29 protein-coding genes are annotated in these 24,397 nt (G+C 36.7%); 20 read left to right on the plus strand and 9 right to left on the minus strand.

What is annotated here, in order from left to right:
* Positions 1 to 47: 47 nt before the first annotated feature.
* The 3 genes from ACIQXV_RS08130 to ACIQXV_RS08140 form a co-directional block, all read right to left on the minus strand.
* Entirely contained in the window at positions 48 to 137 is a 90-nt protein-coding gene (locus tag ACIQXV_RS08130; RefSeq protein ID WP_402957664.1) for a YjcZ family sporulation protein, read from the minus strand.
* Positions 138 to 206: 69 nt separating this feature from the next.
* Positions 207 to 329: a sporulation protein YjcZ gene (yjcZ, locus tag ACIQXV_RS08135; protein ID WP_402957666.1), complete on the minus strand. Its 123-nt coding sequence runs from the start codon at positions 327 to 329 to the stop codon at positions 207 to 209.
* 489 nt (positions 330 to 818) lie between these two features.
* Positions 819 to 920, minus strand: a complete 102-nt coding sequence (locus ACIQXV_RS08140; protein WP_402957668.1) for a YjcZ family sporulation protein — start codon at positions 918 to 920, stop codon at positions 819 to 821.
* A 310-nt stretch (positions 921 to 1,230) separates the two neighbouring features.
* On the opposite strand from ACIQXV_RS08140, the gene ACIQXV_RS08145 reads away from it, so the two are divergent.
* A complete protein-coding gene (locus ACIQXV_RS08145; RefSeq protein ID WP_402957670.1) occupies positions 1,231 to 1,671 on the plus strand; it encodes a hypothetical protein in 441 nt (146 codons plus the stop codon).
* Positions 1,672 to 1,783: 112 nt separating this feature from the next.
* Here ACIQXV_RS08145 and ACIQXV_RS08150 read toward each other — a convergent pair whose 3' ends face one another.
* A complete protein-coding gene (locus ACIQXV_RS08150; protein ID WP_402957672.1) occupies positions 1,784 to 1,942 on the minus strand; it encodes a hypothetical protein in 159 nt (52 codons plus the stop codon).
* Positions 1,943 to 2,988: 1,046 nt separating this feature from the next.
* Between ACIQXV_RS08150 and ACIQXV_RS08155 the strand changes: the two genes are divergently transcribed.
* The 6 genes from ACIQXV_RS08155 to ACIQXV_RS08180 all read left to right on the plus strand — a co-directional run bounded on the left by ACIQXV_RS08155 (position 2,989) and on the right by ACIQXV_RS08180 (position 7,937).
* Entirely contained in the window at positions 2,989 to 3,408 is a 420-nt protein-coding gene (locus tag ACIQXV_RS08155) for a VOC family protein (RefSeq protein WP_402957674.1), read from the plus strand.
* 345 nt (positions 3,409 to 3,753) lie between these two features.
* Positions 3,754 to 4,149: a DUF5946 family protein gene (locus ACIQXV_RS08160; RefSeq protein WP_402957676.1), complete on the plus strand. Its 396-nt coding sequence runs from the start codon at positions 3,754 to 3,756 to the stop codon at positions 4,147 to 4,149.
* Positions 4,150 to 4,226: 77 nt separating this feature from the next.
* Complete coding sequence (locus tag ACIQXV_RS08165) at positions 4,227 to 4,424, plus strand: hypothetical protein (protein ID WP_402957678.1); 198 nt, start codon at positions 4,227 to 4,229, stop codon at positions 4,422 to 4,424.
* Between the two features lie 123 nt (positions 4,425 to 4,547).
* On the plus strand, positions 4,548 to 6,041 hold the full coding sequence (locus ACIQXV_RS08170; RefSeq protein WP_402957680.1) for an RNA-guided endonuclease InsQ/TnpB family protein: 1,494 nt from the start codon (positions 4,548 to 4,550) through the stop codon (positions 6,039 to 6,041).
* 226 nt (positions 6,042 to 6,267) lie between these two features.
* Entirely contained in the window at positions 6,268 to 7,377 is a 1,110-nt protein-coding gene (locus ACIQXV_RS08175) for a lactonase family protein (protein WP_402957682.1), read from the plus strand.
* Between the two features lie 170 nt (positions 7,378 to 7,547).
* Positions 7,548 to 7,937, plus strand: a complete 390-nt coding sequence (locus tag ACIQXV_RS08180; protein WP_402957684.1) for a YybH family protein — start codon at positions 7,548 to 7,550, stop codon at positions 7,935 to 7,937.
* A 79-nt stretch (positions 7,938 to 8,016) separates the two neighbouring features.
* Here the strand turns inward: ACIQXV_RS08180 and ACIQXV_RS08185 are convergent, their stop codons facing one another.
* Both ACIQXV_RS08185 and pssA read right to left on the minus strand, forming a co-directional pair.
* The gene (locus ACIQXV_RS08185) at positions 8,017 to 9,294 is read right to left on the minus strand and encodes a VTT domain-containing protein (protein WP_402957686.1); all 1,278 of its coding nucleotides are present in this window, start codon (positions 9,292 to 9,294) and stop codon (positions 8,017 to 8,019) included.
* A gap of 209 nt (positions 9,295 to 9,503) precedes the next feature.
* Positions 9,504 to 9,995, minus strand: a complete 492-nt coding sequence (gene pssA / locus ACIQXV_RS08190) for a CDP-diacylglycerol--serine O-phosphatidyltransferase (RefSeq protein ID WP_402957738.1) — start codon at positions 9,993 to 9,995, stop codon at positions 9,504 to 9,506.
* Between the two features lie 387 nt (positions 9,996 to 10,382).
* On the opposite strand from pssA, the gene ACIQXV_RS08195 reads away from it, so the two are divergent.
* The 4 genes from ACIQXV_RS08195 (at position 10,383) to ACIQXV_RS08210 (ending at position 12,853) form a co-directional block, all read left to right on the plus strand.
* Positions 10,383 to 10,727, plus strand: a complete 345-nt coding sequence (locus ACIQXV_RS08195) for an ArsR/SmtB family transcription factor (protein ID WP_312475722.1) — start codon at positions 10,383 to 10,385, stop codon at positions 10,725 to 10,727.
* A gap of 29 nt (positions 10,728 to 10,756) precedes the next feature.
* Entirely contained in the window at positions 10,757 to 11,272 is a 516-nt protein-coding gene (locus ACIQXV_RS08200) for an SRPBCC domain-containing protein (RefSeq protein WP_402957688.1), read from the plus strand.
* Between the two features lie 241 nt (positions 11,273 to 11,513).
* Positions 11,514 to 12,401 carry a DMT family transporter gene (locus ACIQXV_RS08205; RefSeq protein WP_402957689.1) on the plus strand — a complete coding sequence of 296 codons (888 nt, stop codon included), beginning with the start codon at positions 11,514 to 11,516 and terminating at the stop codon, positions 12,399 to 12,401.
* 287 nt (positions 12,402 to 12,688) lie between these two features.
* Complete coding sequence (locus tag ACIQXV_RS08210; protein ID WP_402957690.1) at positions 12,689 to 12,853, plus strand: YolD-like family protein; 165 nt, start codon at positions 12,689 to 12,691, stop codon at positions 12,851 to 12,853.
* On the opposite strand, the gene ACIQXV_RS08215 is transcribed toward ACIQXV_RS08210, so the two are convergent.
* The 3 genes from ACIQXV_RS08215 to ACIQXV_RS08225 all read right to left on the minus strand — a co-directional run bounded on the left by ACIQXV_RS08215 (position 12,828) and on the right by ACIQXV_RS08225 (position 15,983).
* Positions 12,828 to 14,036, minus strand: a complete 1,209-nt coding sequence (locus tag ACIQXV_RS08215) for a CynX/NimT family MFS transporter (protein ID WP_402957691.1) — start codon at positions 14,034 to 14,036, stop codon at positions 12,828 to 12,830. The genes ACIQXV_RS08210 and ACIQXV_RS08215 overlap by 26 nt on opposite strands.
* 314 nt (positions 14,037 to 14,350) lie before the next feature.
* Positions 14,351 to 14,920 (minus strand): helix-turn-helix domain-containing protein, encoded by a 570-nt coding sequence (locus tag ACIQXV_RS08220; RefSeq protein WP_402957692.1) that lies wholly within the window; start codon positions 14,918 to 14,920, stop codon positions 14,351 to 14,353.
* 346 nt (positions 14,921 to 15,266) lie between these two features.
* Positions 15,267 to 15,983: a 3-ketoacyl-ACP reductase gene (locus tag ACIQXV_RS08225; protein ID WP_402957693.1), complete on the minus strand. Its 717-nt coding sequence runs from the start codon at positions 15,981 to 15,983 to the stop codon at positions 15,267 to 15,269.
* Between the two features lie 258 nt (positions 15,984 to 16,241).
* Here ACIQXV_RS08225 and ACIQXV_RS08230 point away from each other — a divergent pair, with 258 nt between their 5' ends.
* The 9 genes from ACIQXV_RS08230 (at position 16,242) to ACIQXV_RS08270 (ending at position 24,191) form a co-directional block, all read left to right on the plus strand.
* Positions 16,242 to 16,631 (plus strand): winged helix-turn-helix transcriptional regulator, encoded by a 390-nt coding sequence (locus tag ACIQXV_RS08230; protein ID WP_402957694.1) that lies wholly within the window; start codon positions 16,242 to 16,244, stop codon positions 16,629 to 16,631.
* 224 nt (positions 16,632 to 16,855) lie between these two features.
* Positions 16,856 to 17,821, plus strand: a complete 966-nt coding sequence (locus tag ACIQXV_RS08235) for a LacI family DNA-binding transcriptional regulator (protein WP_402957696.1) — start codon at positions 16,856 to 16,858, stop codon at positions 17,819 to 17,821.
* A 156-nt stretch (positions 17,822 to 17,977) separates the two neighbouring features.
* Complete coding sequence (locus ACIQXV_RS08240) at positions 17,978 to 18,343, plus strand: PH domain-containing protein (RefSeq protein ID WP_402957698.1); 366 nt, start codon at positions 17,978 to 17,980, stop codon at positions 18,341 to 18,343.
* 410 nt (positions 18,344 to 18,753) lie between these two features.
* Positions 18,754 to 19,239 carry a DinB family protein gene (locus ACIQXV_RS08245; protein ID WP_402957699.1) on the plus strand — a complete coding sequence of 162 codons (486 nt, stop codon included), beginning with the start codon at positions 18,754 to 18,756 and terminating at the stop codon, positions 19,237 to 19,239.
* Between the two features lie 265 nt (positions 19,240 to 19,504).
* Complete coding sequence (locus tag ACIQXV_RS08250) at positions 19,505 to 19,705, plus strand: cold-shock protein (protein ID WP_007083691.1); 201 nt, start codon at positions 19,505 to 19,507, stop codon at positions 19,703 to 19,705.
* 247 nt (positions 19,706 to 19,952) lie between these two features.
* Positions 19,953 to 20,660 (plus strand): DNA alkylation repair protein, encoded by a 708-nt coding sequence (locus ACIQXV_RS08255; RefSeq protein WP_402957704.1) that lies wholly within the window; start codon positions 19,953 to 19,955, stop codon positions 20,658 to 20,660.
* A gap of 318 nt (positions 20,661 to 20,978) precedes the next feature.
* Positions 20,979 to 22,124 (plus strand): cation:proton antiporter, encoded by a 1,146-nt coding sequence (locus tag ACIQXV_RS08260; RefSeq protein WP_402957706.1) that lies wholly within the window; start codon positions 20,979 to 20,981, stop codon positions 22,122 to 22,124.
* An 867-nt stretch (positions 22,125 to 22,991) separates the two neighbouring features.
* Positions 22,992 to 23,132 carry a DUF5661 family protein gene (locus ACIQXV_RS08265; protein WP_402957740.1) on the plus strand — a complete coding sequence of 47 codons (141 nt, stop codon included), beginning with the start codon at positions 22,992 to 22,994 and terminating at the stop codon, positions 23,130 to 23,132.
* A 594-nt stretch (positions 23,133 to 23,726) separates the two neighbouring features.
* Positions 23,727 to 24,191, plus strand: a complete 465-nt coding sequence (locus ACIQXV_RS08270; RefSeq protein WP_402957708.1) for a hypothetical protein — start codon at positions 23,727 to 23,729, stop codon at positions 24,189 to 24,191.
* Positions 24,192 to 24,397 lie beyond the last annotated feature (206 nt).

Here is a 24,397-nt window from a genome sequence, read left to right on the forward strand (position 1 = left end):
TGACAAAGGGACAGATTAACTTCAACTTGCCCTTTGTTCTGTTCAATTTAGTAGCCACCCATAAAAGAAGTTCCTACAATGATCAGTAGAACGAACAATACCACGACTAACGCAAAAGCGTTTCTTGAACCATCCATGTAATAACACCTCAGTACTTGCTTAAATAGGATTTTACTTAGCCTAAATCAATCATACTGTTTGGTATATTAAATAGTGGACAGTACGATGATCAACAGAATGAACAACACAACGATTAAAACAAAAGTTGAACCGCCACCATAGCCACCGCCGTAGCCATAACCGCCGTCGTATCCACATGATCCCCACATGTTTTTCACCACCTACTGGATTATTCATAGGAAAAACAACCCTACTATGTATATATATTTTCTTAAGACAAGGGTTGATTGGACAAACATCTTCGTGTTAGGACAAATTTAGCGATTTTCTTAAATAATTTCTAAAAATGAAAAGAAGCGTCTGCAATACATGCAAACGCCTCTTCTTTGGAGGTATTTCTATAAGCTGGGTGTTGCTGGCGGTGGTAGTTATATCATATGCACTCAGAATAAAACTGAATGGGACAAGTGCTCATTAAAAGTAAATTAAATAGATAATGGACAAAACAATCATGCTTGACCCCATATTCTTTCTGATATTGTTATGGAAAAAAGCGCTCAGAAATGCTGGGCGCTTTTTCCATGCATAAAAAATCCCATGATTTCCGTTGGGATTTAAAAGCCCTGACTTACCAAGGCAGTAAGCTTACTTTTATTTTACTTCCCTTGGTTTAGAACAGGATCTGTGGAGTCGTGAAATTAATACCCACCTAGCATAAAGGATGTTCCAACAATGATTAAAAGGACGAAAAGAACAACGACTAAAGCGAAGTTATTATGTTCACGATGTCTTTCTTCCATAGTTTATCACCACCTTTTATAAGAGTCTGTACATATTATGTATTGGTGGTTAAATCTGAAAGGGACAAGCATGGAATATATAAAAATATAGCTATTCTAATATCAAGGAGTCCAAGGGGACGGTTCTCATGGCTTTTTTTGGGTAAGTGAAAACAAACAATAGGTAACAATTGCGGCACTAATCATACTATCTGTTCTGAGCTTTAATCAATTTGCTGATAAGAATGGGAGTATACCAAAACACAGTACTCAATCAGAACCAGGTATTGTATCCAAATATATAGATCCTCCGGGTTTAACTGTTCACCAAGTGGCACTAAACGATCTTTATGTGGAGATTCCTTATCAAAAACAAGATGTAAAAATCACGAAGAGAACAACAGACAAGTACATCTTTGTTGACATCAAGGACAAAGAAACAGGGAAAGCGTTGTACACTTACGGTGAATCAATAGGTCACGATAAAGAAAAGCTAGTTTTCCGTGAAGTTCAAACAAAAAAGGCTAAGATTCTCCTAAAAATGTTTGTAGAAATTGACCCTATTACATGTTTAATTACCAAAGTCAATAAAACGGAAGCAGTATATGATCCGCAGCCAAAGAAAATTGAAACGGAAATGATTAATTCCGGTTCGAGGTCAGGGAAGTTTCCAACCGAAAACGTTGAGTTATTGGCGAATGTCGGTCTTAATTGGGGAAATGATGTTCAACATCTATATGAAGGCTATGTAATTGGTGTAATCAAAAACTGAGTGCTCAAAGCGGAAGAATGTACGATTGTCTTCCGCTTTTTTTTTTGAGCTTACGGGGCAGGACAGCTCAATAAAAATAAGGATTGTTCAATTAACCTTCAGCTAAGTTTTTTTAATCGCGCATTGCGCCTGCCTCCCGGGAAGTCATGGCACCTTGTCCTTCACTTACATCCTTTTGAATTTCTTGTTTTACTTTTTGTGCATCAGTACCGGCAAATTCCGGCTTCATAATAGAACTCAAATTCTCTTTAGCTTGTTGCTCCTGTTGCATACAAATCCTCCTCCATTTATGGTTTAACAATCTTATTATTTACAAAAAGACACTCGGTGTATCCCGAGGATTTGAGCGAAATTCACTTAAAGGAAACTATCGATAGTTCTAGAAGAGTTCAAAAAAATTAACTTTCCACCCAAAAAGGACAACCATCGACCATTTTCTTTATAAAAAAAACTAACCAATTGTTTGTTTGAAAATCATATAAACACTGATGTAAAGGGGGTTTCCTTTTAAATAAGAGAAATTTCCTGTCGATAATTTTAACCGAAAAAACAACAATATTCCCCAGAAAATGATTCCATCTTTTGAAACTTACACTGTTCGCCGCTGTATCCCTTATTTCAACATCAATTAAACGTTTGATTAAAAATGCCGGATCGCTTGATAAGTAAGTCTTTTATTTCATTTATGAGGAAAAAATCTGTCGAAATTTCCCTATGTGGAACTCCATTAAAACGGAATATGTTGTAAATGCAATGAATTACGCCAATACCTTAAGATAAAGCCCATGGTACTAGAGGCAATAGGGACACGAACTTGCAAAATCCCATGTTCAAGCTTCTAAAAAATCATTAATGGGGTGCAAAATTACATCGAGTTAGAAAGTTAATCAGATTTATCAGCGATTTTTGTAAGTTTATCAGCGAATCTACGATTATATCAGCGAATTTAACCACTTTATTAGCGAATTTTCAATTTTATCAGCGAATCAATGTAAGCGACCATAGGCCCCTCGAAAAAATACCCCCTTAGCCCGAAAGCTACTTTAATCCCAACAACACGGGGAAGGTCCCCATGGTTTTTAAATAGGTTAGTGCAACCGAACCGTCCCCGTGGACCTGTGCCCAACAAAAATAAAAAAGAACCCGACTGTCGGAAGGAACTGATTCTGACTATGAGGGTGCAAAAGAAGGATTTAAACGAAAATAAGCAGAATAGTTCTTTTTAGGTTTAAAGAATAAAGCTGTCAGGAAAATCAAAGTGATTGAAGATTCCTTCATGTCATTTATTAATCTAAGATTGGAAAGGAGATGTAAAAAATGAGTGAGAAATTATTGAGGGTTGGAACAACATATATTCCTGTAACGAATGTGGAACTTTCGGCTGAATGGTATGTAAATAAATTAGGTGCAGAGCTAAGCTATAAAGATGAAGACAAAGCGATTTTAAATTTTGCAAATCAAAGCATCTTTCTTGTTAAATCCAATGAAAAACAAAGTTCCAATTTCATTGATATATACGGCGAAGAACGGTTTTCTTTAACTTTTGAAGTCAATGGGGTAAAGGCTTTAGAAGCAATCCATAGAAACTTTAGGGAAAATGGAATTAGAGTGGGAGAGATTGAAAATAGGGGACACGCTGGGAGGAATTTTGTCTTTTATGATTTAGATGGTAATAAATTCGATGTGTGGAGTGAACTAAGTCCAATTTTTAAAGATAAATATCTTACATCGAATTAATTGGTTGAAGGGAGCTATACCCTAATGCAAAGGATAAAATCCATGATTAAAGGTTTTCTGAATGAACCTTGGTGGTTCAAAATACTAATCTCGATTACTTTCCTTGCTTCAGTTATTTTAAGCAGTTCATTTTTTTCAAATCATGCTTATTTGCAAAGTTGCTCCAAATTAGCAGCGGCTATCTTCTTTTGTGCTTATGGTATTAAATTTAGGAAGAATTTTGGAATAGCTATAATCTTTTTCGCTTGTTCGGTTATTTGTATTTGCCTATCCATAATATCAATATTATTTTAGAAGGTTTCCATAGACAGGATTAAGTATTAACCTTAGATCGGAGGTGTCAATGTGGAAAATACAAATGAAAAAATAGTGGAGTGTCCGGGATGTGGAATAAAGTTAATTAATCGTCATTTCACTTTATTAGGGAATTACAATGCTTCAGGTGAGTGTTATCAAAAATACAGCGACTTAAGTTGTTATACAATCGGCAAACAGGATATTGATTTTATTCATCAACACTCTATTGATGCCTACTCTACACAACATTCAGGCAATGGTATGAAACCAATTACCACGGCTTTCTCGTTAATTGGTTTATATTATGCAGTCGAGAAAGGGTTTAACGGGAGACAAGTTCAGCGTGTACATACGCTTCTCAGTCGTCAAAAATATAATTGGAAGGAATTACAGCCACCCGATAAATCAGTCTATTCTTTGACTGTGTTTGATGTTTTGAACTAACAACCAGGGGAAAGTCGTGACAAAATGATTCAAAAGTGGATGTTGGATGTGTGGGAATGTTGGGAGCATCAACATAGTTGGGTGAAAGAAATTTGTTACACTCTCTTAAAGTAGGTAATTTATTTCAACATTATCATTTAACAGAGCCATTAAAAAAATGTGAAATATTGCACTTAAACTATAAGGTGCAAGAGTTTAAGAGTGGGACTGCTGCGGCAATCTCTTTTTTATCGAAAGGCAGCGTAAAACCCCTAGCTTTAGATATGGGGATATAAGCTGTATTTTTGTTGATTTTTTACAAGAAAGTCATGTGTTCTCGCTATACTATTAAGTATAATCTCTGCTATAATTAAAATATAAATAGAACATTAGTTCCCCGAAAAGAGGAGGTGAAGACTATGTATAGTACCTATAAAATACAAATTCATCCTCAACATGAGCTGTTCAATTACTGCGATTTACTTTGTTTTAAGGCGAAAAATTTGTACAACATCACCAATTACTATATTCGTCAGGTTTACACAGCATTAAGAAAAGAAATAAAAAGTGATAATCAACTTCAAGTGTTAATGGATATTGAAAGCTATTTACCTCAAATGAATGAAATTCGACTGAATAGTTATAAAAGGGCAAAAGCGAAACCTAAGAAAGTAGACAAAAGGGGCAAAATAATTGAACCAAAGTTAAAGCTCTTTGAAATGCCAACCCAAGAGAAATCATTCATAAGCTATGCCTTTGTAGAAGCGTTATTTAAGATCATGAAACAGATCGATTACACCTCAATGTCCTCTCAGTCCAATCAACAAACGATGAAGAAAGTATATGATGATTGGAAAAGCTATTTTGAAGCCTCCAAGAAATATAAAATCAATCCTGCCAGTTTTTCCGGAAAGCCGAAGATTCCAAAATATAAACCGAAGAATGGCCGAACAACCTGCTATTTAACGAATCAAATTACTAAAGTAAAAGATGGGATATTGAAATTACCAGAAACCCATATTCAATTATGTTTGGGAAAGATCGCCCATTCTGAAGGGAAATTACAACAGGTTCGGGTTGTACCGTCCTATGGTCGCTATGTAATTGAAATCGTTTTTAAGAGTGAACAAGAAAAAGAGATCAAAAGAACCGATAAACAAAAAAATGAATTTGTTTTTCCGCCAAGACGGGTAATGGGTATTGACTTAGGCGTAGATAACCTTGCAACTATCATCGATAACACGGGGCATAAGCCTCTGCTTATCAAGGGCACAGGGTTAAAATCAACCAATCAATACTATAACAAATTAAGAGGCAAATACATGTGCATTATTAGAAATGGGAAAAGCCCAAAAGAAGGGATATTTACCACGAACCGATTGATTTCCTTGGATCGAAAAAGGAATAATCGCGTTATGGATTTTTTACATAAGGCAAGCGTAAAAGTAGTGGAAATTGCCTTAGAAAGAACCATTGATACCATCATCATAGGAAGAAATGCCGGTTGGAAATTGGAGGTTAAAATGAAAAAGTCCAACAAGCAGACCTTCATCCAAATTCCGTATGCGACCTTCATTGAAATGATTCGATACAAGGCTGAACGTAAAGGGATTCAAGTCATCGACCGGGAAGAAAGCTACACCTCCAAGTCTAGTTTCTTGGATCGTGATCCCATTCCAACTTTCGGGGATGATCATCTACCTAATTTTAGTGGGTATCGGAGTAGCAGAGCATTTTACAAAATAAAAGGGTCAAAAGTGCTCATTCATGCAGATGTAAATGGAGCCTTTAATATAGTTCGAAAATATGTAAAGGATGCCTTTGAAGGACTTGAAAGAAAACAGTTCCTTCAAGCCCCCAAGAAAATCATCATCATTGAGAAAAAACATGCAAAGCTGAAGGCCTTGGCCTGATGTATTAGCGGGACTTGTGGTAGCCCACGTAAAGACAATGGTGCTTTAAAAGCCTAATCTTTCGAAACCCCTAACTTTAGTTATGGGGATATTCATTTCGGTAACATGCAGGTTAGCGGGAAAAGTGATGTTAATCCAGCTCTGTTTGTAGAACAATTTACATCCATGTGGGGAATTTAAATGGCAAAAGAAGAATATAAAATGATTAAAAGGGGGGAGTGATAAAATGCAGTTAATGAACAATTATTTTCGTGCGCGTGTAAGTATGGTGTACATGATGACCAATAACGAAATAATGAATCAAATTATTGCCTTTTACAGGGACATGAATGGAATTCTTACCTTCGTAGGAGCCCACCCAACTTATGGAAGAGGTACTGGTACAAAGGAAGTCTCCACTGCAACTGCAAACGATGGCGTCGACCCCTTAGCGTCACAAGGCGCCCTAACTTTGTCCCGTGATGGACGTTTCCTACTTGCAGTTAATGCAGGCAGTCATAGTATCAGTAGTTTCATCATAACCGACAGCGGAGCACCTGTTTTCGTCGATGTAAAGCCATCAGGGGGTGCTCAGCCCAATAGCGTAGATGTGTTTGGTAATCTTCTCTATGTCTCCAATGTAGGTAATGCCGCAAACAATTTTTCATCCAATATTACTGGCTTTCACATCGATGATAACGGACGTCTTACTCCTATTCCCGGATCTACCCATTCTCTCAGTACTTTCAATGCTCAGCCGGCGCAGGTTCTCTTCACTCCGGATGGCAGTAAAATCGTTGTCTCCGAGCTTACATCAAACCATCTTAGTGTATTCCCTGTAAATAAAAATGGTACGGTTACAGGACCAATCGTTAATGATTCTTACGGTCAAGGACCATTGGGCGTATATTTTCTATCGTCTGGAATTCTCTTAGTTACAGAAGCAGTTTCAAATGCGCTTTCATCTTATTCATTGAGCAACGACGGTATCCTTCATGTGATTAGCGGCTCTGTACCAAACGGATATCAGACTGCTTGTTGGGTTGTAACAACGAGGGATGAACGTTTTGCATACACTACCAACACCTTAAGCGGCACCATCTCCACCTACCGAATTGATCCCAATGGAGCTCTGTCGGTGGTAAGGCATATTACCAGTACACCGCCAGGTACAACACCAGGTCTTCCGATGGATGTTGGAGTGAGTAAAGATGGACTGCATTTTTACACCCTAAACGGAAATCAGGGTACAGTGTCAGTATTTAATATCCAAGATGATGGTAATCTAGTAAGATTGCAGGTTGCTTCCTGGACTAACTTCCCATACTTTGGGTCGCAAGGTTTAGCTGTTCTTTGATTCTGCTCCACGGGGACGGTTCTCATGGCTTTTTTAGAGGTAAGTGAAAGCCAGCAGAACCGTCCCCATGGTTCTCCCATCTATATATTTGTATAATTTAAGTCTCTGATTTAAATTAATATAGTAAAATTTATCCATATGATATATTTAGTGGTAAAGGAGGATTTTTTATGGAACACGAATTGAAAGAGTTTATAAAGAAGTGTGACAGTGCAATCAAGCGGGAGGATTTTGATACATTAATGAACTACTATACCGAGGACGCAATTTTGGTAGTAAAACCTGGAATGATTGCACGAGGTAAAGAAGAAATCAAAAAAGCATTTATAGCCATTTCAAAATACTTCAATAATACCCTTGCACCGACACAGGGGGAAATGATTATTTTAGAGGCCGGCGACACTGCGTTAGTTATTTCCCAAACGCTGCTTGATGCTGATAAAAAGGATAATGAATTTGCAATGGAAAGAAGAGCAACATACGTCTTTAAGAAAAATTCACAAGGGGAATGGCTTTGTGCGATAGATAACTCATATGGGACAGAATTAATAAATAAGTAGAAGTACCACGGGGACGGTTCTCATGGCTTTTTTAGAGGTAAGTGAAAACCAGCAGAACCGTCCCCATGGCATTTTCGATTCAATACTTTTCCAATACAAGTCGGAACATTTCAAACAACAAGAAGTTAAAAAATATCCAGACACCGCCAAATACATATCCACCCAAAATATCACTTGGAAGTAGGTCGGTCGATGCAATATTTACGATCGTTAACCCCATTAACAATAGTAACCCAAATACTGGAAGTGTTATCGATATATAATTATTTTTCGAATGACGGACAAGTAAGAATAAGCATGTACCATAAACAATTATTATAATAGTAGCATGTATATCAGGGAAATTTGCGGAAAGGAATTTCCCTACGATCCCTATTGATTGGAGATAGGAAAAAATCTGCATAATGGATTCATGGAACAACCTTGCTCCTAAAATTGACACGATGAGTAGGAGATACTCTAACACTCTGTTCCGACCCTTACTCCAAATCCGGATGATGGTTATGGCGATGATGGAACCCATTGCCATTGGGGATTGAAATACGAAAAACCCCTTCATCCAGTTCATATAAACGGCTGATTTGATGATATATTCAGCAATTTCATTAAACTGCGTAAACTCATTTTCTAAATAGTCTTGAGCCATTCCCAGCATCAAGGTTACCATTCCGATTAAAACTAAAGTGAGAAAAATAAGAAAGATTTCTGTTTTTCTTATGGTCTTTAGTCGATTTGTTAACCATTTTATTAAATGAATAAATAAATTTTTAATTGGAATTTTATAAAACCGATAAGCAAAATACCCCACCAACAATACCGCAAAAACAATAATAAAAATCATAAAATATTTACTTGCTAATTGATGGAAAGCCTCCCAGCGAGGTCCCAGAACTTTTCCTAAAGTAATAAAACAAATTCCCCATAAAAATGAACCTGTATATGCAGGTATAATAAATTTGCGGAACGGCATTCTAGAAATCCCTGAAACATATCCGGTAAAATGCCTAACACCAGGAATGAAATAAGCAAAGATCAACAATTTACTACCTGATCGTTCAAACCAAGCTGCTGTTTTTTTATATCTTTCAGGTCCAAGATGAATATATTTTCCGTATTTTTCGATTAGTTTATATCCCCCTGCCTTACCAATCCAATACGTTACGGTAATACCAGCACCACCTGAAACAAAGACTGTCAGGAGAGCCAAAAGGTAATTCATTTTTCCCTGAAATACAAAATAACCAGCATAGCTCATTAAAAATTCACCTGAAATAGGTAGAGCCATGAGTTCTAGGAAGATTCCCAAAAATAGAATCAGATAACTGTGCTGTTCAAATAAAGTTATTAAGTATGACATATAAATGCCCCCATTTTAAAAAAAAGAAACTCAAGTGTAAGAAATCTTTCAACTTTAAATCTACTTACAATTTATCATGATAAAAGCATTCATTTTCTATGTTAATGAATTCTTAATCTTGTTTTAAGTGAACCAAAAGGTTTATGGATAAAATAAAAAAGATAAACCTCTTTCGAAAAGGTTACTAGCTTTTTTAAAGGGGAAAAAAATTAAAGTTTTTTTACTCTAATTGGACTTACCATTAAGAGGGCAAGTATTAGGGTTATCCATGCGTTGCTATATAAAAAGAAACCCATACCAGCCAAGGGCAATCCGGCAGCTGGAATGGGTAATCCTTTAAAATACCCAATGGTTGGTTTAACACTAAACTTAGCCAATCTTAATGCCCCCATCGTTGGGAAAAGGATAAATGCTAAAGAAGTTAAAATGGAGGGGGCTGCGAGTGAGTGGAATAAAAGTGCCGGAGCAACTCCAAAACTAACAATATCAGCCAAGGAATCCAATTCTACGCCAAGTTCACTGTTCACTTTTAATTTTCTAGCAACCCTTCCATCAAGAAGGTCTAATACAGCCGAAAAGAAAATAAAAACGGAGGCTAATTCCAAAAAGCCACTCATATTAGATGTAATTGAAAGAACACCGCACAATAAATTTCCAATCGTAAATAAATTGGGTACTGTTTTTACTATCTGATTAAACAACATATTCCCTCCCCTTGGGTCGAACATCTTCCCATATATGTAGCATTTTCTATACTTTCTTCTGTTATTCTAAAATATCCAAGGAACCACCATCGCTGTGCCCCACATAATTACAGAAAATTAAAAATGCGGATTTGAAATAATTTTCGATAATGGACAAAGTTTTTTTGTTCAGTAATCGGGATGATATGAATAGAACATACTTTCACTCAACCTATGAAGGATTGGATTCTGTGAATTCGGCACTGATCCGGTATCACTTTAGTTTTTTAATATTCCTTGACAGGAATATTCCTGGTTGGGTATAATGAAATCAACAGGATGATAATACTAGTGATGATGTAGTTGTGATTTTACCGGAGACCATCACTTGACGAGGTGAGCAACATGTCAGGGAAGATTCCGGGCGTGAACATGACGACGCTTAGCGCTTTGTCTGAACCAAATCGTATGAATATCGTCGAACTCTTGCGTAACGGTCCCCTGACCGTTGGGGAAATTGCCGACCAGCTGGGATTGAGGCAGCCGCAAACTTCGAAGCATCTAAAAGTGCTAAGCGACAACGGGATTGTGGAAGTGCAGGCCGAAGCTAACCGCCGCATCTACAAGCTCCGGCCCGAACCCTTCCAAGCGCTGGATTCTTGGATACAGTCCTTCCGGAGCGTAATGCAAGAAAGATTCGACAATCTAGATGATTATTTGAAGGAATTGCAGAACAAGGAAAAATCATAACATCATTTCAAGATCAAGGAGGAATTACAATGTCAAACAATGAAATGCTATCGAGAGTAGAGAACGATCGGGTACTGGTACTGGAGCGCGTTTTCGATGCGCCACGTGATCTCGTATTTAAGATGTTTAAAGAGCCGGAGCATTTGAAACGCTGGTGGGGGCCGAGGGGCTGGGAGATTCCGTTCTGCACCGTTGATTTCAGTCCGGGAGGCGTTTGGCACTACTGTATGAAGTGCGTTGATCAGAACCTAGGTCAATTTTTTGGTATGGAAGCCTGGGGCAAAGGGGTTTATAAGGAGATTATCGAGCCGGAGAAGATCGTCTACACCGATTACTTTTCGGATGCCGAAGGCAATGTGAATGACTCCATGCCGTCGACCGAGATCACATTGGAATTCATCGATTTGGGTGGAAAGACAAAGCTGATAAACCGTGCTGAATATGTGTCCGCTGAAGCTCTTAAGACCGTCATGGACATGGGCATGCTGCAGGGAATCACCGAAACTTGGGACCGTTTGAACGAGCTTGTGGATTCGCTGAAGTAAAGTTACCGTAACGCTGATTAACAATTAATCGTTTTTAAGGTCGAGACCGTACTTGTTATTCCATTATAGGGCGCAATACTTAAAGAGCTGGTTTGTTATTGCCGGCTTTTTGTTTATTTAATTAAATGGCAGGTTTATTTAAGAAGTATATAGAATATATCTAAAATAAAATAATTCTATTTTGAGATATAAGTTTGAACCAAACCAGACATTTAGCTCAAGAAATAACGAGGGAAAATAGATGAAATTACAACTTAGAGCTGATTTAATGCTGCTAATGATTACATTTTTTTGGGGTGGATCGATTTTACTTACAAAAATTGGTCTCGACTATCTGCAAGAATATAATTTAATCTCATTACGTTTCACTCTTGCATTTCTTTTATCAGGGATTGTATTTTACAAGCACTTAATTAAGATTGATTTTAAAACTGTAAAATATGCTTTTATATTATCGTTTATTTTGTTTATTGTTTATGTGTTTGCAACTTTCGGTACGAACTATACATCCGTCTCGAATGCTGGTTTTTTATTTAGTCTCACAGTCATATTTATACCATTATTATCATCTGTATTCTTAAAACAAACTCCTGAAAAAAAAGTTGTTTTCGGAATTGTTTTATCAATAGTAGGCGTAGGTCTATTAACCTTACATAACCAATTTAAGATAGGTTTTGGTGACCTGTTTTGTATTCTATGTGCTTTATTCTATGCAGTTCATATCATGATAACAGGAGCAGTGGCTAAGCATGTAAATGCCATTTCCCTTGGCGTTTTACAACTTGGTTTTGTTGGACTGTTTAGTATTATTTTCTCTATTTTTATGGAAAAACCAAAACTTCCCGACAATTATCAGTCATGGTTTGCAATCTTGGCATTAAGTATATTTTGTACGGCGATCGCTTTCATTGTTCAAATCATTGCCCAGCAACATACCAGTCCAACCCATGCAGGTCTTATTTTTACATTAGAACCTGTTTTTTCCTCCATGTTTGCTTTCATTTTCACGGGTGAAACTCTTACATCTAGAGGTTATTTAGGGGCATTTCTCTTATTAATAAGTGTTCTAATTGCTGAATTAGATTTTAAAAGTTTATTAAAACTAAATTATAAGAAGTATATGGAATAGATATTTTGAGAGGGTACGTAGATTACCATACTCTACTATCGGAGTGCGTTAGTTTAACAAGTTAAAGTAGCAATCATAATAATTATCTTGATCTTCCGCAATCGGGCGCTATCCTTTAAAAAGGATAAGCGCTCATTTTCATTTAAGGGCCAGATAGTTGAGTAACTCACTTTCAATATAAATGGATGGTTATGTTAAATTATATAGGGATATTGCGAAGAATTGTACTTGGGGTACCACCAGCAAAACGATATGTAAGTACAATAATTAAGATATAGTCGAGTCGAATGATGCTGCCTGAGCGTAGAGAACTATTATTAAAGGAACGGGATAAACAAGGGGGAATCCCCCCCCCTACGCTTGATGATCATCAATTGGAGAAGATGAACGATGTGATTGTTCAATCCATTGAACAAGAGCGGGCAGTTACGATCCAACATATCGATTTCTAGCTGCACCTAGACCAAATATAAAGAGCAAGACTGACGCGCCAACCAAAATTAGAAGTGGAATAGTCCAGCTATTGGTTACATCATGTAGATATCCGAAGAGAATTGGACCAATAGCAGCAAGTAGGTACCCGACCGATTGAGCCATACCTGACAATTCTGCAGCTTGGTGTGCATTTTCTGTACGTAAGCTAAAAAACATCATGGATAAACCAAATGCAAAGCCTCCCCCGATTCCAAGTATGATGATCCACAAAACAATTAAATTCGAACTTCCGTAAAGTAGTCCAAGCGTTCCACTTAAAAGCAAAATCGACGTAATGGTAACTATTGAACGTTGACTGGACATACGTCCCGCGATGACTGGCACTATAAAAGTAAATGGAAGCAAAGCTAACTGCATGATGGAGAGTAACCAGCCAGATTGATCTGAACTTATTCCTTGTAGTTTTAAAATTTCAGGTAGCCATGCGATAAGTACATAAAACACCATGGATTGTAAGCCCATAAACAAGGTTACTTGCCACGCTAGTGCGGAACGCCATAAGTTTACATTACTGTCATCTGTTTGATGAACGATAGATGCGTTCCCATTGCGGCGTTTCATTTGAGGTAACCAAAATAAAATGGATATAAAACTTAAAATACCCCAAATTCCCAGTGCACCTTGCCATCCTAATCCTAACCCAACTGCAATTGGAACACTAATACCAGAAGCTAATGCTCCAAATAAGTTCATAGAAATGGAATACACACCCGTCATTAAGCCAATCCGTGTGGGAAACTCTCGTTTAATAAGGCTAGGCAACATTACATTACAGATGGAAATTGCCAATCCAAGAACGGCAGTACCGATATATAAAGTAGCAACTCCTGACAGGGAACGTAAAATAATACCAATAGTGAGAAAGATGATAGAAATTAGAATAATTAGTTCTATTCCAAATTTACGTCCTAATCTAGGTACAAAAGGTGAAAAAAGTGCAAAAGCTAGTAGGGGTAACGTGGTAATCATACCTGCTAATGTATTTGAAATATGCATATTGTATCTAATAAGACCCACTAAAGGTCCCACTGAGGTTAAAGGAGCCCGTAAATTAGATGCAATAAATATGATACCTACTATAATCACCCAAATTGCTGATTTACGAATATTTGGATTTGACTTTATATCTTGATTACTCATTATTTCCCCTCCTAATTTTTTTAGATATCCAAGTATCTATTGGATAGTATTTCCTTTTTTGCAATATCATTTAATAATGAAATGGTTTCAGCATTATAATGACATAAAGTATAATATAATATATTTTATCGGCAACAAAGTACACTATAATATAAAAAAATAAACTTGTCCATTATTTTATATCCCTAAATATAGACTTTGATTTTCTAACAAAGCAATAAATCATAACAAGAAATAACCCCCTATCCATATGAGTGATAGAGGGTTATTCCTTGTCGTTGTGTAAATCCTAGGAGAAAGTAAGGAATTGATTATTAGACCCCATATTTCAAAATAATATGGAGAACAACAACTTCGTTGGAATGATTTGTATATGAATGTGTGCCATCCGCACAAAAACTAATAGAATCATATTGATTCAAAGTGTATGACTCATTATTAACATTAATTGAAATTGTTCCTGACATGACTGTAGCAAGTTCCGTCGTATTATGGTGATGTTTTTCTGGATAGTATGAGGTATTCGGTTGTAAATAGGCTCGATACATTTCAATTTCATTATTTGCATTTTGAAAAATCGGTTCAATCACCCAATTTTCCCCATCTCCAGAAATTCTTAACCCCTTCCCAGCCCGGGAAAGATTCACACTGTTTTCAGTTGAAAATAAAGCCATGAGTGGTATATTTAAGTTTTTCGAGATTTTCCATAACACTCCAATTGTTGGGTTTGTTTCTCCGCGTTCTATATTTCCAAGTGTTAGCTTGCTCACACCCGATAATTCTGATAGATCTTCAAGACTCAAATGCTTTTCTTTACGAAGTTTTTTAAGTACTGCTCCAACTTGTAAAACAACTTGTTTTGGATCATCAGTTTCTATATTCATCTTAAGCCTCCCTTTGTAATGTTATGGAAATATACAAAGTAAAATATTATTAACGTTTTATATATTATAGTTTACAAAAAAATAATATACAAACCTGAATGTATATTATGATATATAATAAAATACATTCAGGTTAATAAAATATACTTATTTTTATAACAAAAAACACACTTTTTTTATAATGTTCTTCTTACTACACAAATGTCATTAATACCAATGCTCGTGATGCCGGCCATGTGATAGACGAGTTGGCAGTGCCCCTTTTAGTGCTTATTATTCTAAAAAAGGAAGGCGCCATCCAAAATACATCGGATAGCGGCTCGCCTTGATTTTTCCAAAAGTTCTATTAAGGGTTCGTTGACCAAAGTCCAGCATGTTTTAATACCACACGCGGATGAAGTCTTAGCTGTGCAACCATTAATTCTGCTAAATCTTCTGCTTGCATCACTTTTTCTGGATTGCCGTCTGTTAAGTTTAGCTCAACAGCCATATCTGTTGCCACCGTACTCGGCGTTAATGTTGTCACGCGAATATTTTTCTTACGCACTTCAAGCATTAATGACTCACTTAGTCCGATCACTGCAGCCTTTGAAGCCGAGTACGCACTTGTAATTGGTGCACCTTTTTGACCAGCTGTTGATGAGATATTAATGATGTCGCCTGTGTTGCGCTCGAGCATTTCCGGTAATACCGCACGTGTTGTGTAGTACACACCTTTAACGTTGACATCGATAATATTTGTCCATTCTTCAGGCGATAAGTCCATGAAGTTACCGAATTTTGAAATGCCGGCATTGTTTACTAAAATATCGATGGCACCAAGCTCGCCACGAATTGATTCAACAGCTGTGGTGATAGAGTCTAAATCCGCTACATTTGCGCAAGCGTATGCTACCTTTACATCATATTGTTTAAGTTCCTCAGCTACTTGTTGTAAATTTTCAAGCGTACGTCCAACAAGACCTACGTGAATACCTTCTCGCGCAAAAGCAATTGCCGTTGCACGTCCAATTCCACGCCCTGCTCCTGTAATTAACGCTACTTTTCCTACGATTGTTTGCATCTTTTTTGCTCCTTTAGATGAGATAGTTTTATTTTAGACGAAATAAAGTGTAGTAAGTAAGGTGAGTTTAATAAAATAGTTCTGGTGATATAATTATTAACGCTGTTTTACTCATAAATGTTTATCGCCTAAAATAGATAAAGATTTGTCTTTAAGAATAACTTCATTCTACTTATGTTTTTCTACATTGTGAAGAATGCACTTTTTTGTGCGGAGGTTACCAAAAGGTTACTTAATAGATGAAAGGGAGTTAGCTCCGTGTCGGATAAATTAAGAGAAGAGATACTAGAGAGAATATTAAATCATGATTATCATTGTGAAAAAGAACTTACCTTATCGATTATTAGTGGGAAATGGAAAGTTGTTATTTTGTGGCATTTAGGTGTAGAAGGACCACATCGCTTCAGCGAACTTCAAAGACTTTTTCCGAAAATATCTCATAAGATATTAACAAATCAATTACGTGAACTGATGGAAGATGGAATTGTTCATAGAGAAGTGTTTCCAGAAATTCCTCCGAAAGTTGAATATTCAATGACTGAACTTGGGATGACGTTATTACCAATCGTTGAGATGATGTATGAATGGGGAAAAAAACGAATAGAGCAATTTAAACAAGAAAATGATTATTCTGAAGAAGAAAAATAACGAGATCAATTCCAATGATCTAAATTGCCTGTGCTGTTAGCAAAAGTTATATTGAATATAAAAAAGGTATCATGTTGTCGGACTTATTCCTTACTTATGTTAAAAAGGCAGAATGAGAAATAAGTTTTATCTTGTTCCAAATCGGGCGCGATTGTGGAACAATGTGCAGTCGCTTTTTTAAAAACCGTCCCCACGGTTCACTATTATTGGATTGGAGAGTCTGCATGGCTAATATTAAGTACATTGCAAAATTAGCTGGAGTGTCAATTTCAACTGTTTCTAGAGTTTTAAATAACCACCCTTATGTAAGTGAAGAAAAAAGAAAAAAGGTTGAAAAAATTATAGAAGAATTAAATTTTCAGCAAAATCTAAATGCTGTTCATCTTGTTAAAGGTAAGACCCTTACAGTAGGTGTCATAATTCCATATATTGACCATCCTTACTTCCAATCGATAGTAGGTGGAATTATGGAGAATGCTTTTAAGCATAATTATTCGGTCCTTTGCTGTGCTACAAATTATGATCAGGCTGAAGAATTAAAATACCTCCATATGTTAAAAAGAAAACAATTAGACGGTCTAATCATCTGTTCTCATTCGAATAACAGGGAAACCATCATTCCTTATACCAAGTATGGTCCGATTATAGCTTGCGAACGTTTTGAACCTTTACCTTGTGTATATACGGACTGGTATGAATCGTTTTTGGCAAGTTTAGATTATCTCATAAAAAAAGGGCATAGAAATATTGGCTATAGTACTGGGAGAGAACATAGCTTCAGTAGTGAAATGCGTTATGCTGCGTTTAAAGCAGCCCTCTCCAAAGTCAACCAATCTATACAAGAGTCTTGGATATTCACCGACTGCTACACGATGAATGATGGGAAAAGAATCATTAAGGATTTACAAACTTCAAAGGAAATTCCCACTGCGATTTTAGCAAATGGGGATGAGGTAGCTGCGGGGATGATCACACAGGCAAAAATGATGGGGCTAAAAGTACCTGCTGAGTTATCCATTATGGGGGTTGATAACCAACCAATATCAGAAGCCTTAGACCTGACTACATTGGACTTAAATATAAAAGAAATTGGTGAGCAAGCATTCATGCAGTTCTATAACGGTACAAATAAGAATCTTAAAATTCCATTTAAATTAGTAGAACGAAATACCGTTTCCACTTTGGGTTAAATGAAAACTCGCCGATTGGCGAGTCCGTTAGGACGAAGACAGAGGGGTAGTTGAATTTCTTATTAGCTAAAAAAATCCTTGACCTGAGAATGTTTTCATAAATTAAAACTTTGATTGAAGAGTTTTAAAATACATTTCGGTCAAGGAGTGGGCTGCATGGATCACTTTATTAATTCCTTACTTTCGCCTGATGAGCAAAAATATTCGAGTATTACTGCAACGTTTGAACTCCAAGAACTTGCAGGTGTTAACTATAAGTTCGGTACATTAATTGCAACGGATAAACGGCTAATTTGGTATACAAAACATCCTCTGGGGTGGAGGGAGACGAATATATATAAATACCGAGACATTATTGATGTAGATGAAACGCAGTCTTTAATTACGTTTAACAACGAAGTTTCTATAAAAGTGAAATTAATTAACCTAGGAAATATGAAGCATTTTTTAAAAACAATCAAATATTTCTCGACGTACATTCCAGGAATTAGAAACTATTATAATATTAGTCTAGAAGGTTAGCCAGAATTCCAAGGGGAATTCCACGGTGACGGTTCTCATGGCTTTTTTAGGGGTAAGTGAAAACCAGCAGAACCGTCCCCATGGCATTCATTTGAGAGATCAAGAGAAAATACAAGTGCTTTTGAACTCACTCAAGTTAAATGAAAAGCAACTCACATAAGTTAATAAAATGCGCAAGCAATGTCTGAACGAAGCTATCTGATTCTATATTTCATCTTTGCATATATATATAAATATTGAATGAATTGGATTAGTTGGAACGCCGTATGCTGGGAAACTCGCCTGTACTCTGTGAAGTGGGGGAAAAGCTGGCGATAACTTCAAAAACTTACCTATCGCTATAATATAGCAGGAGAATTCAAAAGAGAATCGAAATAGAAAGGATAAATTTAAAAGGGAGTGTGGTTGATATGACTCACGCTAAAGATGTTTTGGTCGACCAGTTGTTAGCGAATGCGAACGACCCCAGCTTTTACGTTCCATTTTCGGAATCAGTAGCAAACTTGTCAGAGGAAGAAGCGTTTTGGAAACCCAACGATGAAAGTAACAGTATTGCTGAAATTGTACATCATCTACTTTACTGGAATGAGACATGGCAAAAAAGGTACGAAAAATCACATGTGAACGCTGTTGCATCTATTGATAATAATAAAAGCTTTTTTGTTCCGGAAAATAAAAGATTTGCTGACTTAAAAGAGTGCCTCCTTGAGGTTCTACTCCATTGGCAAGATCTGCTGACTGAAGAAAAGATAGAAAGTGAAGTGAACGGTTTCCAAGGGATTGTAAAGTGGTGGGGGGTTCTAGGAAATATTTCTACGCATAACGCTTACCATATTGGACAAATTGTTTACATCCGAAAACAACTACAAAAAGGCTGGAAAACTGATATTAAATGAGATAGTGTGAGAACCTACATCTCTTGTTCCACAAACGTAATCCAAGGGGACGGTTCTCATAGCTTTTTAGAGGTAAGTGAAGGCCAGCAGAACCGTCCCCATAGTACTAAACTTGCAAACCCTTTCGAAAGATGGTATTGTAAGGAAGAATTATTTTTGTTCGGTGTAAAGGATAGTATTAGTTTGAACTTTTCGTCTTAATGATCACTGGTAGCAAGGATAGTAACATATTGTGTGCAAAAGCACACAGCAGGAGGAAACACACATGGAACAAGGTAAAGTAAAATGGTTTAACGCAGAAAAAGGTTTTGGATTCATCGAACGCGAAGCTGGAGACGATGTATTCGTACACTTCTCAGCAATCCAAAGCGAAGGTTTCAAATCATTAGACGAAGGTCAAGCAGTTACTTTTGAAGTAGAGCAAGGTCAACGTGGACCTCAAGCTACTAACGTTCGTAAAGCTTAATAACAATGTCTGATATAGACAGGCTCTTTTTTAGAGTCTGTCTTTTTATATACCATAAAACAAGGAACCCCACTCACGAATGAGTGGGGAACATGTGAACAGTAAATCAAATGGTAAATAAAGTGTATCACATAAACACGAAATCTCCTAATTACTCCACAGGGACAGTTCTCATGTCTTTTTTAGAGGTAAATGAAAACCAGCAGAACCGTCCCCATGGTTCTATAAAGAAAGGAAGTGCAAAACGATGGATTTCGAAGTGGTTATGCAGGAGCTGGAAGCGCTTAGCAATGAACGATTGAAAAAGACTTACATAAGCAATGGTGCACACGAGCCGCTTTATGGCGTGGCTACAGGAAAAATGAAGCCGCTCGCAAAGAAAATCAAGAAAAATCAACCTTTAGCTGAGCAGCTTTATGCCACCGGGAACTACGATGCCATGTATTTTGCCGGCATCATTGCCGATCCAAAGATAATGACGGAGGCGGATTTTGAGCGTTGGATTGATGGGGCGTATTTTTATATGCTGTCTGATTATGTGGTAGCAGTAACTTTGGCTGAAACCGATATTGCACAAGTTATTGCCGATAAATGGATTTCGAGCGGGGAAGAGCTTAGAATGTCGGCAGGCTGGAGCTGTTACTGCTGGCTTTTGGGAAATCGCCCGGACGCTGAATTTAGCGCAAGCAAGCTCGCCGGTATGCTTGACCTGGTGGAAAATACGATTCACGATTCTCCTGATCGAACAAAATCCGCTATGAATAATTTTATGTACACAGTCGGGATTTCCTTTTTACCGCTCCATGAAAAGGCGGTTGAAACCGCAAAGGCAGTTGGCCCTGTCGAAATTAAGAAAGACAAGAAAAAAAGCAGTATCCTGCTTGCTTCCGAAAATATCCAAAAGGAAATAGATAGAGGAAAGCTTGGTTTCAAACGCAAATATGTCAGGTGTTAGTATTTGTTTGTGGAGTAACTACACTAAAGATGAAGGTTGCTGTGACAGTCCTTTATCACTTGTACGAACGAGGCAGGTTTATTGAACAACTTCTTTAAGGCTTACCACCAACATTTCGGAATTTTGTTTGCTAAGCAGAGTTCAACCTAAAAAAGTCGATTCCTCCTTTAGGATTAAGGAATCGACTTTTTTAATTTGTCTTAAGAGTGTTCTTGAAGGAGCCTGTCACCAAGGGATATGTATGTCCTTTGGTAACAGGCTCTTCTTGTATTTTTATCAAACAAAAACAAATGATAATAACGAAAGGTGGTAATTTAAGTGTTAATACTACAATTAGCTATTATTCTAATTGCTTCAAAAATAGCGGGAAGTCTTAGTGTAAAATTAGGTCAGCCTTCTGTTCTTGGCAAACTTCTCATTGGAATTGTACTTGGACCATCGGTTCTTGGATTAGTGAATGAAACAGAAACATTAGCTGAATTTAGTCAAATCGGAGTTATATTATTAATGTTTATAGCTGGATTGGAAACAGATATAGATGAATTTAAACGCACTGGAAAAGCGTCAACCTTTGTTGGACTTGGAGGTATTATTGTACCGCTTGGTTTAGGTTACTTTGCTGGAATTGTATTAAACTTATCATCAATGGAATCTTGGTTCTTAGGGTTACTGCTTTCTGCAACCAGTGTTAGTATTTCAGTTCAAGCACTCAAAGAGATGAATCGATTGAAAACACCTGAAGGTGCAACAATATTAGGGGCAGCGGTGATTGATGATGTCGTAGTTATTATTGCCTTAGCATTTTTAATGAGTTTTGCAGGTGGAGATGTTCATTTAACTACTGTTATTTTAAAGAAAGTAATTTTCTTTGCGGCAGCAATACTCGTTGGCTGGAAAGTCGTTCCTTGGTTTTTAACGAAGTTTTCATTGCTTAAAGTAACAGAAACAGTCATTTCTTCAGCACTAATAATTTGTTTTGTGTATGCTTATCTAGCGGAATATACAGGGGTTGCTGCAATCATCGGTGCTTATATTGCTGGTGTTGCGATTAGTGTAACGAACTTCAAACACGAAGTCTTTGAGAAAGTTGAAACAATAAGTTATTCAATTTTCGTTCCTGTATTCTTTTCTTCCATTGGAATTACTGCACAGTTTGCAGGTATTACGGAGAATATCGTTCTTATCATTGTTCTTAGTATTTTGGCAATTTTAACAAAACTTATCGGATCTGCCATTGGTGCGAAAGCTGCTGGATTTGGTTGGAATAGTTCGTTGGGGATCGGTTCAGCGATGGTTTCTCGTGGTGAAGTGGCATTAATTATTGCAGCTATTGGTTTAGAAACTACACTTCTTAGCAAAAAAATGTTTGCAGTTATCGTTGTTGTGGTACTTGTGACAACTATTGTTACTCCACCAATGATGAAATTATTTTTTAAAACAAATGCTCAACAGGAAAATACTTAAAAAGAACAGAAATCAATGTATAGCAATGCAATTGTTTATCAATAACAGTCGCTTGCTGTGTTCACTCTCAGATTGGTCCGTTGAGCTACCGGGACAGGATAGTGGAAGTAGCAGGGAATCTATTTAAGCTACAAATCTAATAAGAATACCTGAGGTGTTTATAGATTGACTGTTTAAATGTGAAGTTATGAACTTTCGTTAAGATTATCATCTGTTATTGTATGTTCCGTATGGTCAAAGTCACCTTCAACAGTTTCACACATCAAAAAAAATCAGGATTTATAGGTTAATACACATTTTGGAGAGAACAAGTTTATAGGTAAATAACTACAGAATAGGATAATGTGAAATTAAATAGTTAAGGAGTGTATTTTTATGTATCCTAGCCAATTATCTCTGTATTATAACCGTCCATTTAGTCGGGAAGCTTATATATATTCGTTACCATACCAAGAAATGGATTATTACCATTCAACACTTGATAGAAGACAATTTGGTGGGCATCAACCTCCATCTGCACCTCCTGGGCAAGATCTGGAGCCTAGACCACCAACATCACCACCGCCATCTGCTGTTCCTCAACAGACACACCAAGCAGGAGTGTATGCGGTAGACCCAGGCAGTATGATAAGTTGTTTACACAGATACACGTATGTATGGCTTAGAGGTCGTGAACAATTCTGGTTTTATCCAACATTTATTGGTCGACACTCTGTCTCAGGGTATCGTTGGACTGGTTCTAGATGGGTTCATTACGGAATAAGCCTAAGACAAATTCAATCGTTTACTTGCGTTTAATAAGAAAAGATTTTGTAAATATCCAAATCAGCGGGTGTTGATCGGTCATAAAAGCCACACCATGGAAAAATATCCAGCCAAACAAATGTAACTGGTGATGATCCTATTATAACGGGGAAAATTGCCTTAGCTCATCTTAACGAGTTTCCTGATTACTACAAAAGATTAAAGGTGCTTGAGGAAGAAGCAAAAGCCTATTGGAAAAAATGATTTATTACAATGCCTAAATTATAAGAATAGCTCAAATTTGTAAGCGAGTTTGTGAAAAATTGTACTTAAGCTATAGGGAGCAAGAGTTTAAGTAGGATCGTAACAGCCGCGGTCCTTTTTTCGTATTGAAGTAACTTGGCGGGTTACTTGATGAAGGATAAGGCATTAATGTATCGAATATTTATGTGATAGATTGATTTACAAACTGTATAAATTTATAGGAGAAAATTGGATGAAAGTTAGTAAAGATATGAGACAAAAATGTCCCAAGTGTGGTTACGAAAAATGCACGACAAAAGTAGTAGTTGATAATCCTAATTATCCATCAGGGGTTATTTTAAGATGTAAGCAGTGCAAAACTATCTTTACACTAGACAATGGAAATTGGGTGTTTTTTAAGGATTGGTATTAAATAAATGTTTTTTACTAACCAGGTTTAAGTTCAAGACGGATTGTAGCAGTGGTTCTTAAGCTAACGGGCAGTTTAGTTGAACAATATATTCTTTGAATAATCGGTAAGTAAATTAAAATGACGGTCTAATAACTGTATCCTTTTCCGATAAAATGGAAATTATGTGGAAGAGGAGTGGTTTGATGTTTGGACTTTTTATTGCTGTTATAGTTGTTAATTTTATCGCTTTTTCTACAAATAAAAGGCTAACACCAAACCAAATTGTTCATATTTGGATGTTCACAATCGCATTTCAAATGAACTTCGATTTCTATGTCGATATGGAGTATCACGGATATTGGTATTTTACTCAAAATGCGGACTTAAAGGAATTGCCTACAAATATTGCACTTGTTCCTCCGGTTAATATGATATTTTTAAATTTCTTTCCTTTTCATAAGAGGATAACAAAAAAAGTGATTTTCTTTATATTGTTTTTAATTGGAATATTAATTTATGAAGTAATTGCATTACTTCCTGAACCTTGGGGATACTTTCATTTTGGATGGTGGAATTTAGGGCATTCGTTAATCTTTGACCCTATACTTTTATTGATTGTTTTAGGTTATTATAAATGGATTTGTCACATTGAATCAAAAACAATATAGCGGTTTTTTTATTATGAAGTTAACGGCGTTCTTTTGTTTTTTCAACTATCCTTGAAAATAAAAACTGCAGTGGGGGATTTCAGGCAATACGAAACTAGACCCATTAAAATCCGTTAAAAAAAAGATCTGGGCTCTTAATTTACAAAATATGTTGTCCTTCATTAGGCTATAGCTTCAACCGTTACTTTACAACCTAGGATCTCTAG

The organism is Neobacillus sp. NPDC097160, from assembly GCF_044762155.1.
Lineage (GTDB): Bacteria > Bacillota > Bacilli > Bacillales > Cytobacillaceae > Neobacillus.

Excerpts from the sequence above, each read along its gene's own strand:
- ACIQXV_RS08140 (WP_402957668.1), bottom strand. The coding sequence starts at position 920 with ATGGAAGAAAGACATCGTGAACATAATAACTTCGCTTTAGTCGTTGTT.
- ACIQXV_RS08205 (WP_402957689.1), top strand. The coding sequence starts at position 11,514 with ATGAAATTACAACTTAGAGCTGATTTAATGCTGCTAATGATTACATTT.
- ACIQXV_RS08175 (WP_402957682.1), top strand. The coding sequence starts at position 6,268 with ATGCAGTTAATGAACAATTATTTTCGTGCGCGTGTAAGTATGGTGTAC.
- ACIQXV_RS08185 (WP_402957686.1), bottom strand. The coding sequence starts at position 9,294 with ATGTCATACTTAATAACTTTATTTGAACAGCACAGTTATCTGATTCTA.
- ACIQXV_RS08130 (WP_402957664.1), bottom strand. The coding sequence starts at position 137 with ATGGATGGTTCAAGAAACGCTTTTGCGTTAGTCGTGGTATTGTTCGTT.
- ACIQXV_RS08250 (WP_007083691.1), top strand. The coding sequence starts at position 19,505 with ATGGAACAAGGTAAAGTAAAATGGTTTAACGCAGAAAAAGGTTTTGGA.
- ACIQXV_RS08215 (WP_402957691.1), bottom strand. The coding sequence starts at position 14,036 with ATGAGTAATCAAGATATAAAGTCAAATCCAAATATTCGTAAATCAGCA.
- ACIQXV_RS08150 (WP_402957672.1), bottom strand. The coding sequence starts at position 1,942 with ATGCAACAGGAGCAACAAGCTAAAGAGAATTTGAGTTCTATTATGAAG.
- ACIQXV_RS08255 (WP_402957704.1), top strand. The coding sequence starts at position 19,953 with ATGGATTTCGAAGTGGTTATGCAGGAGCTGGAAGCGCTTAGCAATGAA.
- ACIQXV_RS08225 (WP_402957693.1), bottom strand. The coding sequence starts at position 15,983 with ATGCAAACAATCGTAGGAAAAGTAGCGTTAATTACAGGAGCAGGGCGT.
- ACIQXV_RS08195 (WP_312475722.1), top strand. The coding sequence starts at position 10,383 with ATGTCAGGGAAGATTCCGGGCGTGAACATGACGACGCTTAGCGCTTTG.
- ACIQXV_RS08270 (WP_402957708.1), top strand. The coding sequence starts at position 23,727 with ATGTTTGGACTTTTTATTGCTGTTATAGTTGTTAATTTTATCGCTTTT.
- ACIQXV_RS08240 (WP_402957698.1), top strand. The coding sequence starts at position 17,978 with ATGGATCACTTTATTAATTCCTTACTTTCGCCTGATGAGCAAAAATAT.
- ACIQXV_RS08180 (WP_402957684.1), top strand. The coding sequence starts at position 7,548 with ATGGAACACGAATTGAAAGAGTTTATAAAGAAGTGTGACAGTGCAATC.
- ACIQXV_RS08155 (WP_402957674.1), top strand. The coding sequence starts at position 2,989 with ATGAGTGAGAAATTATTGAGGGTTGGAACAACATATATTCCTGTAACG.
- ACIQXV_RS08235 (WP_402957696.1), top strand. The coding sequence starts at position 16,856 with ATGGCTAATATTAAGTACATTGCAAAATTAGCTGGAGTGTCAATTTCA.
- yjcZ (WP_402957666.1), bottom strand. The coding sequence starts at position 329 with ATGTGGGGATCATGTGGATACGACGGCGGTTATGGCTACGGCGGTGGC.
- ACIQXV_RS08200 (WP_402957688.1), top strand. The coding sequence starts at position 10,757 with ATGTCAAACAATGAAATGCTATCGAGAGTAGAGAACGATCGGGTACTG.
- ACIQXV_RS08210 (WP_402957690.1), top strand. The coding sequence starts at position 12,689 with ATGATGCTGCCTGAGCGTAGAGAACTATTATTAAAGGAACGGGATAAA.
- ACIQXV_RS08220 (WP_402957692.1), bottom strand. The coding sequence starts at position 14,920 with ATGAATATAGAAACTGATGATCCAAAACAAGTTGTTTTACAAGTTGGA.
- ACIQXV_RS08170 (WP_402957680.1), top strand. The coding sequence starts at position 4,548 with ATGTATAGTACCTATAAAATACAAATTCATCCTCAACATGAGCTGTTC.
- ACIQXV_RS08245 (WP_402957699.1), top strand. The coding sequence starts at position 18,754 with ATGACTCACGCTAAAGATGTTTTGGTCGACCAGTTGTTAGCGAATGCG.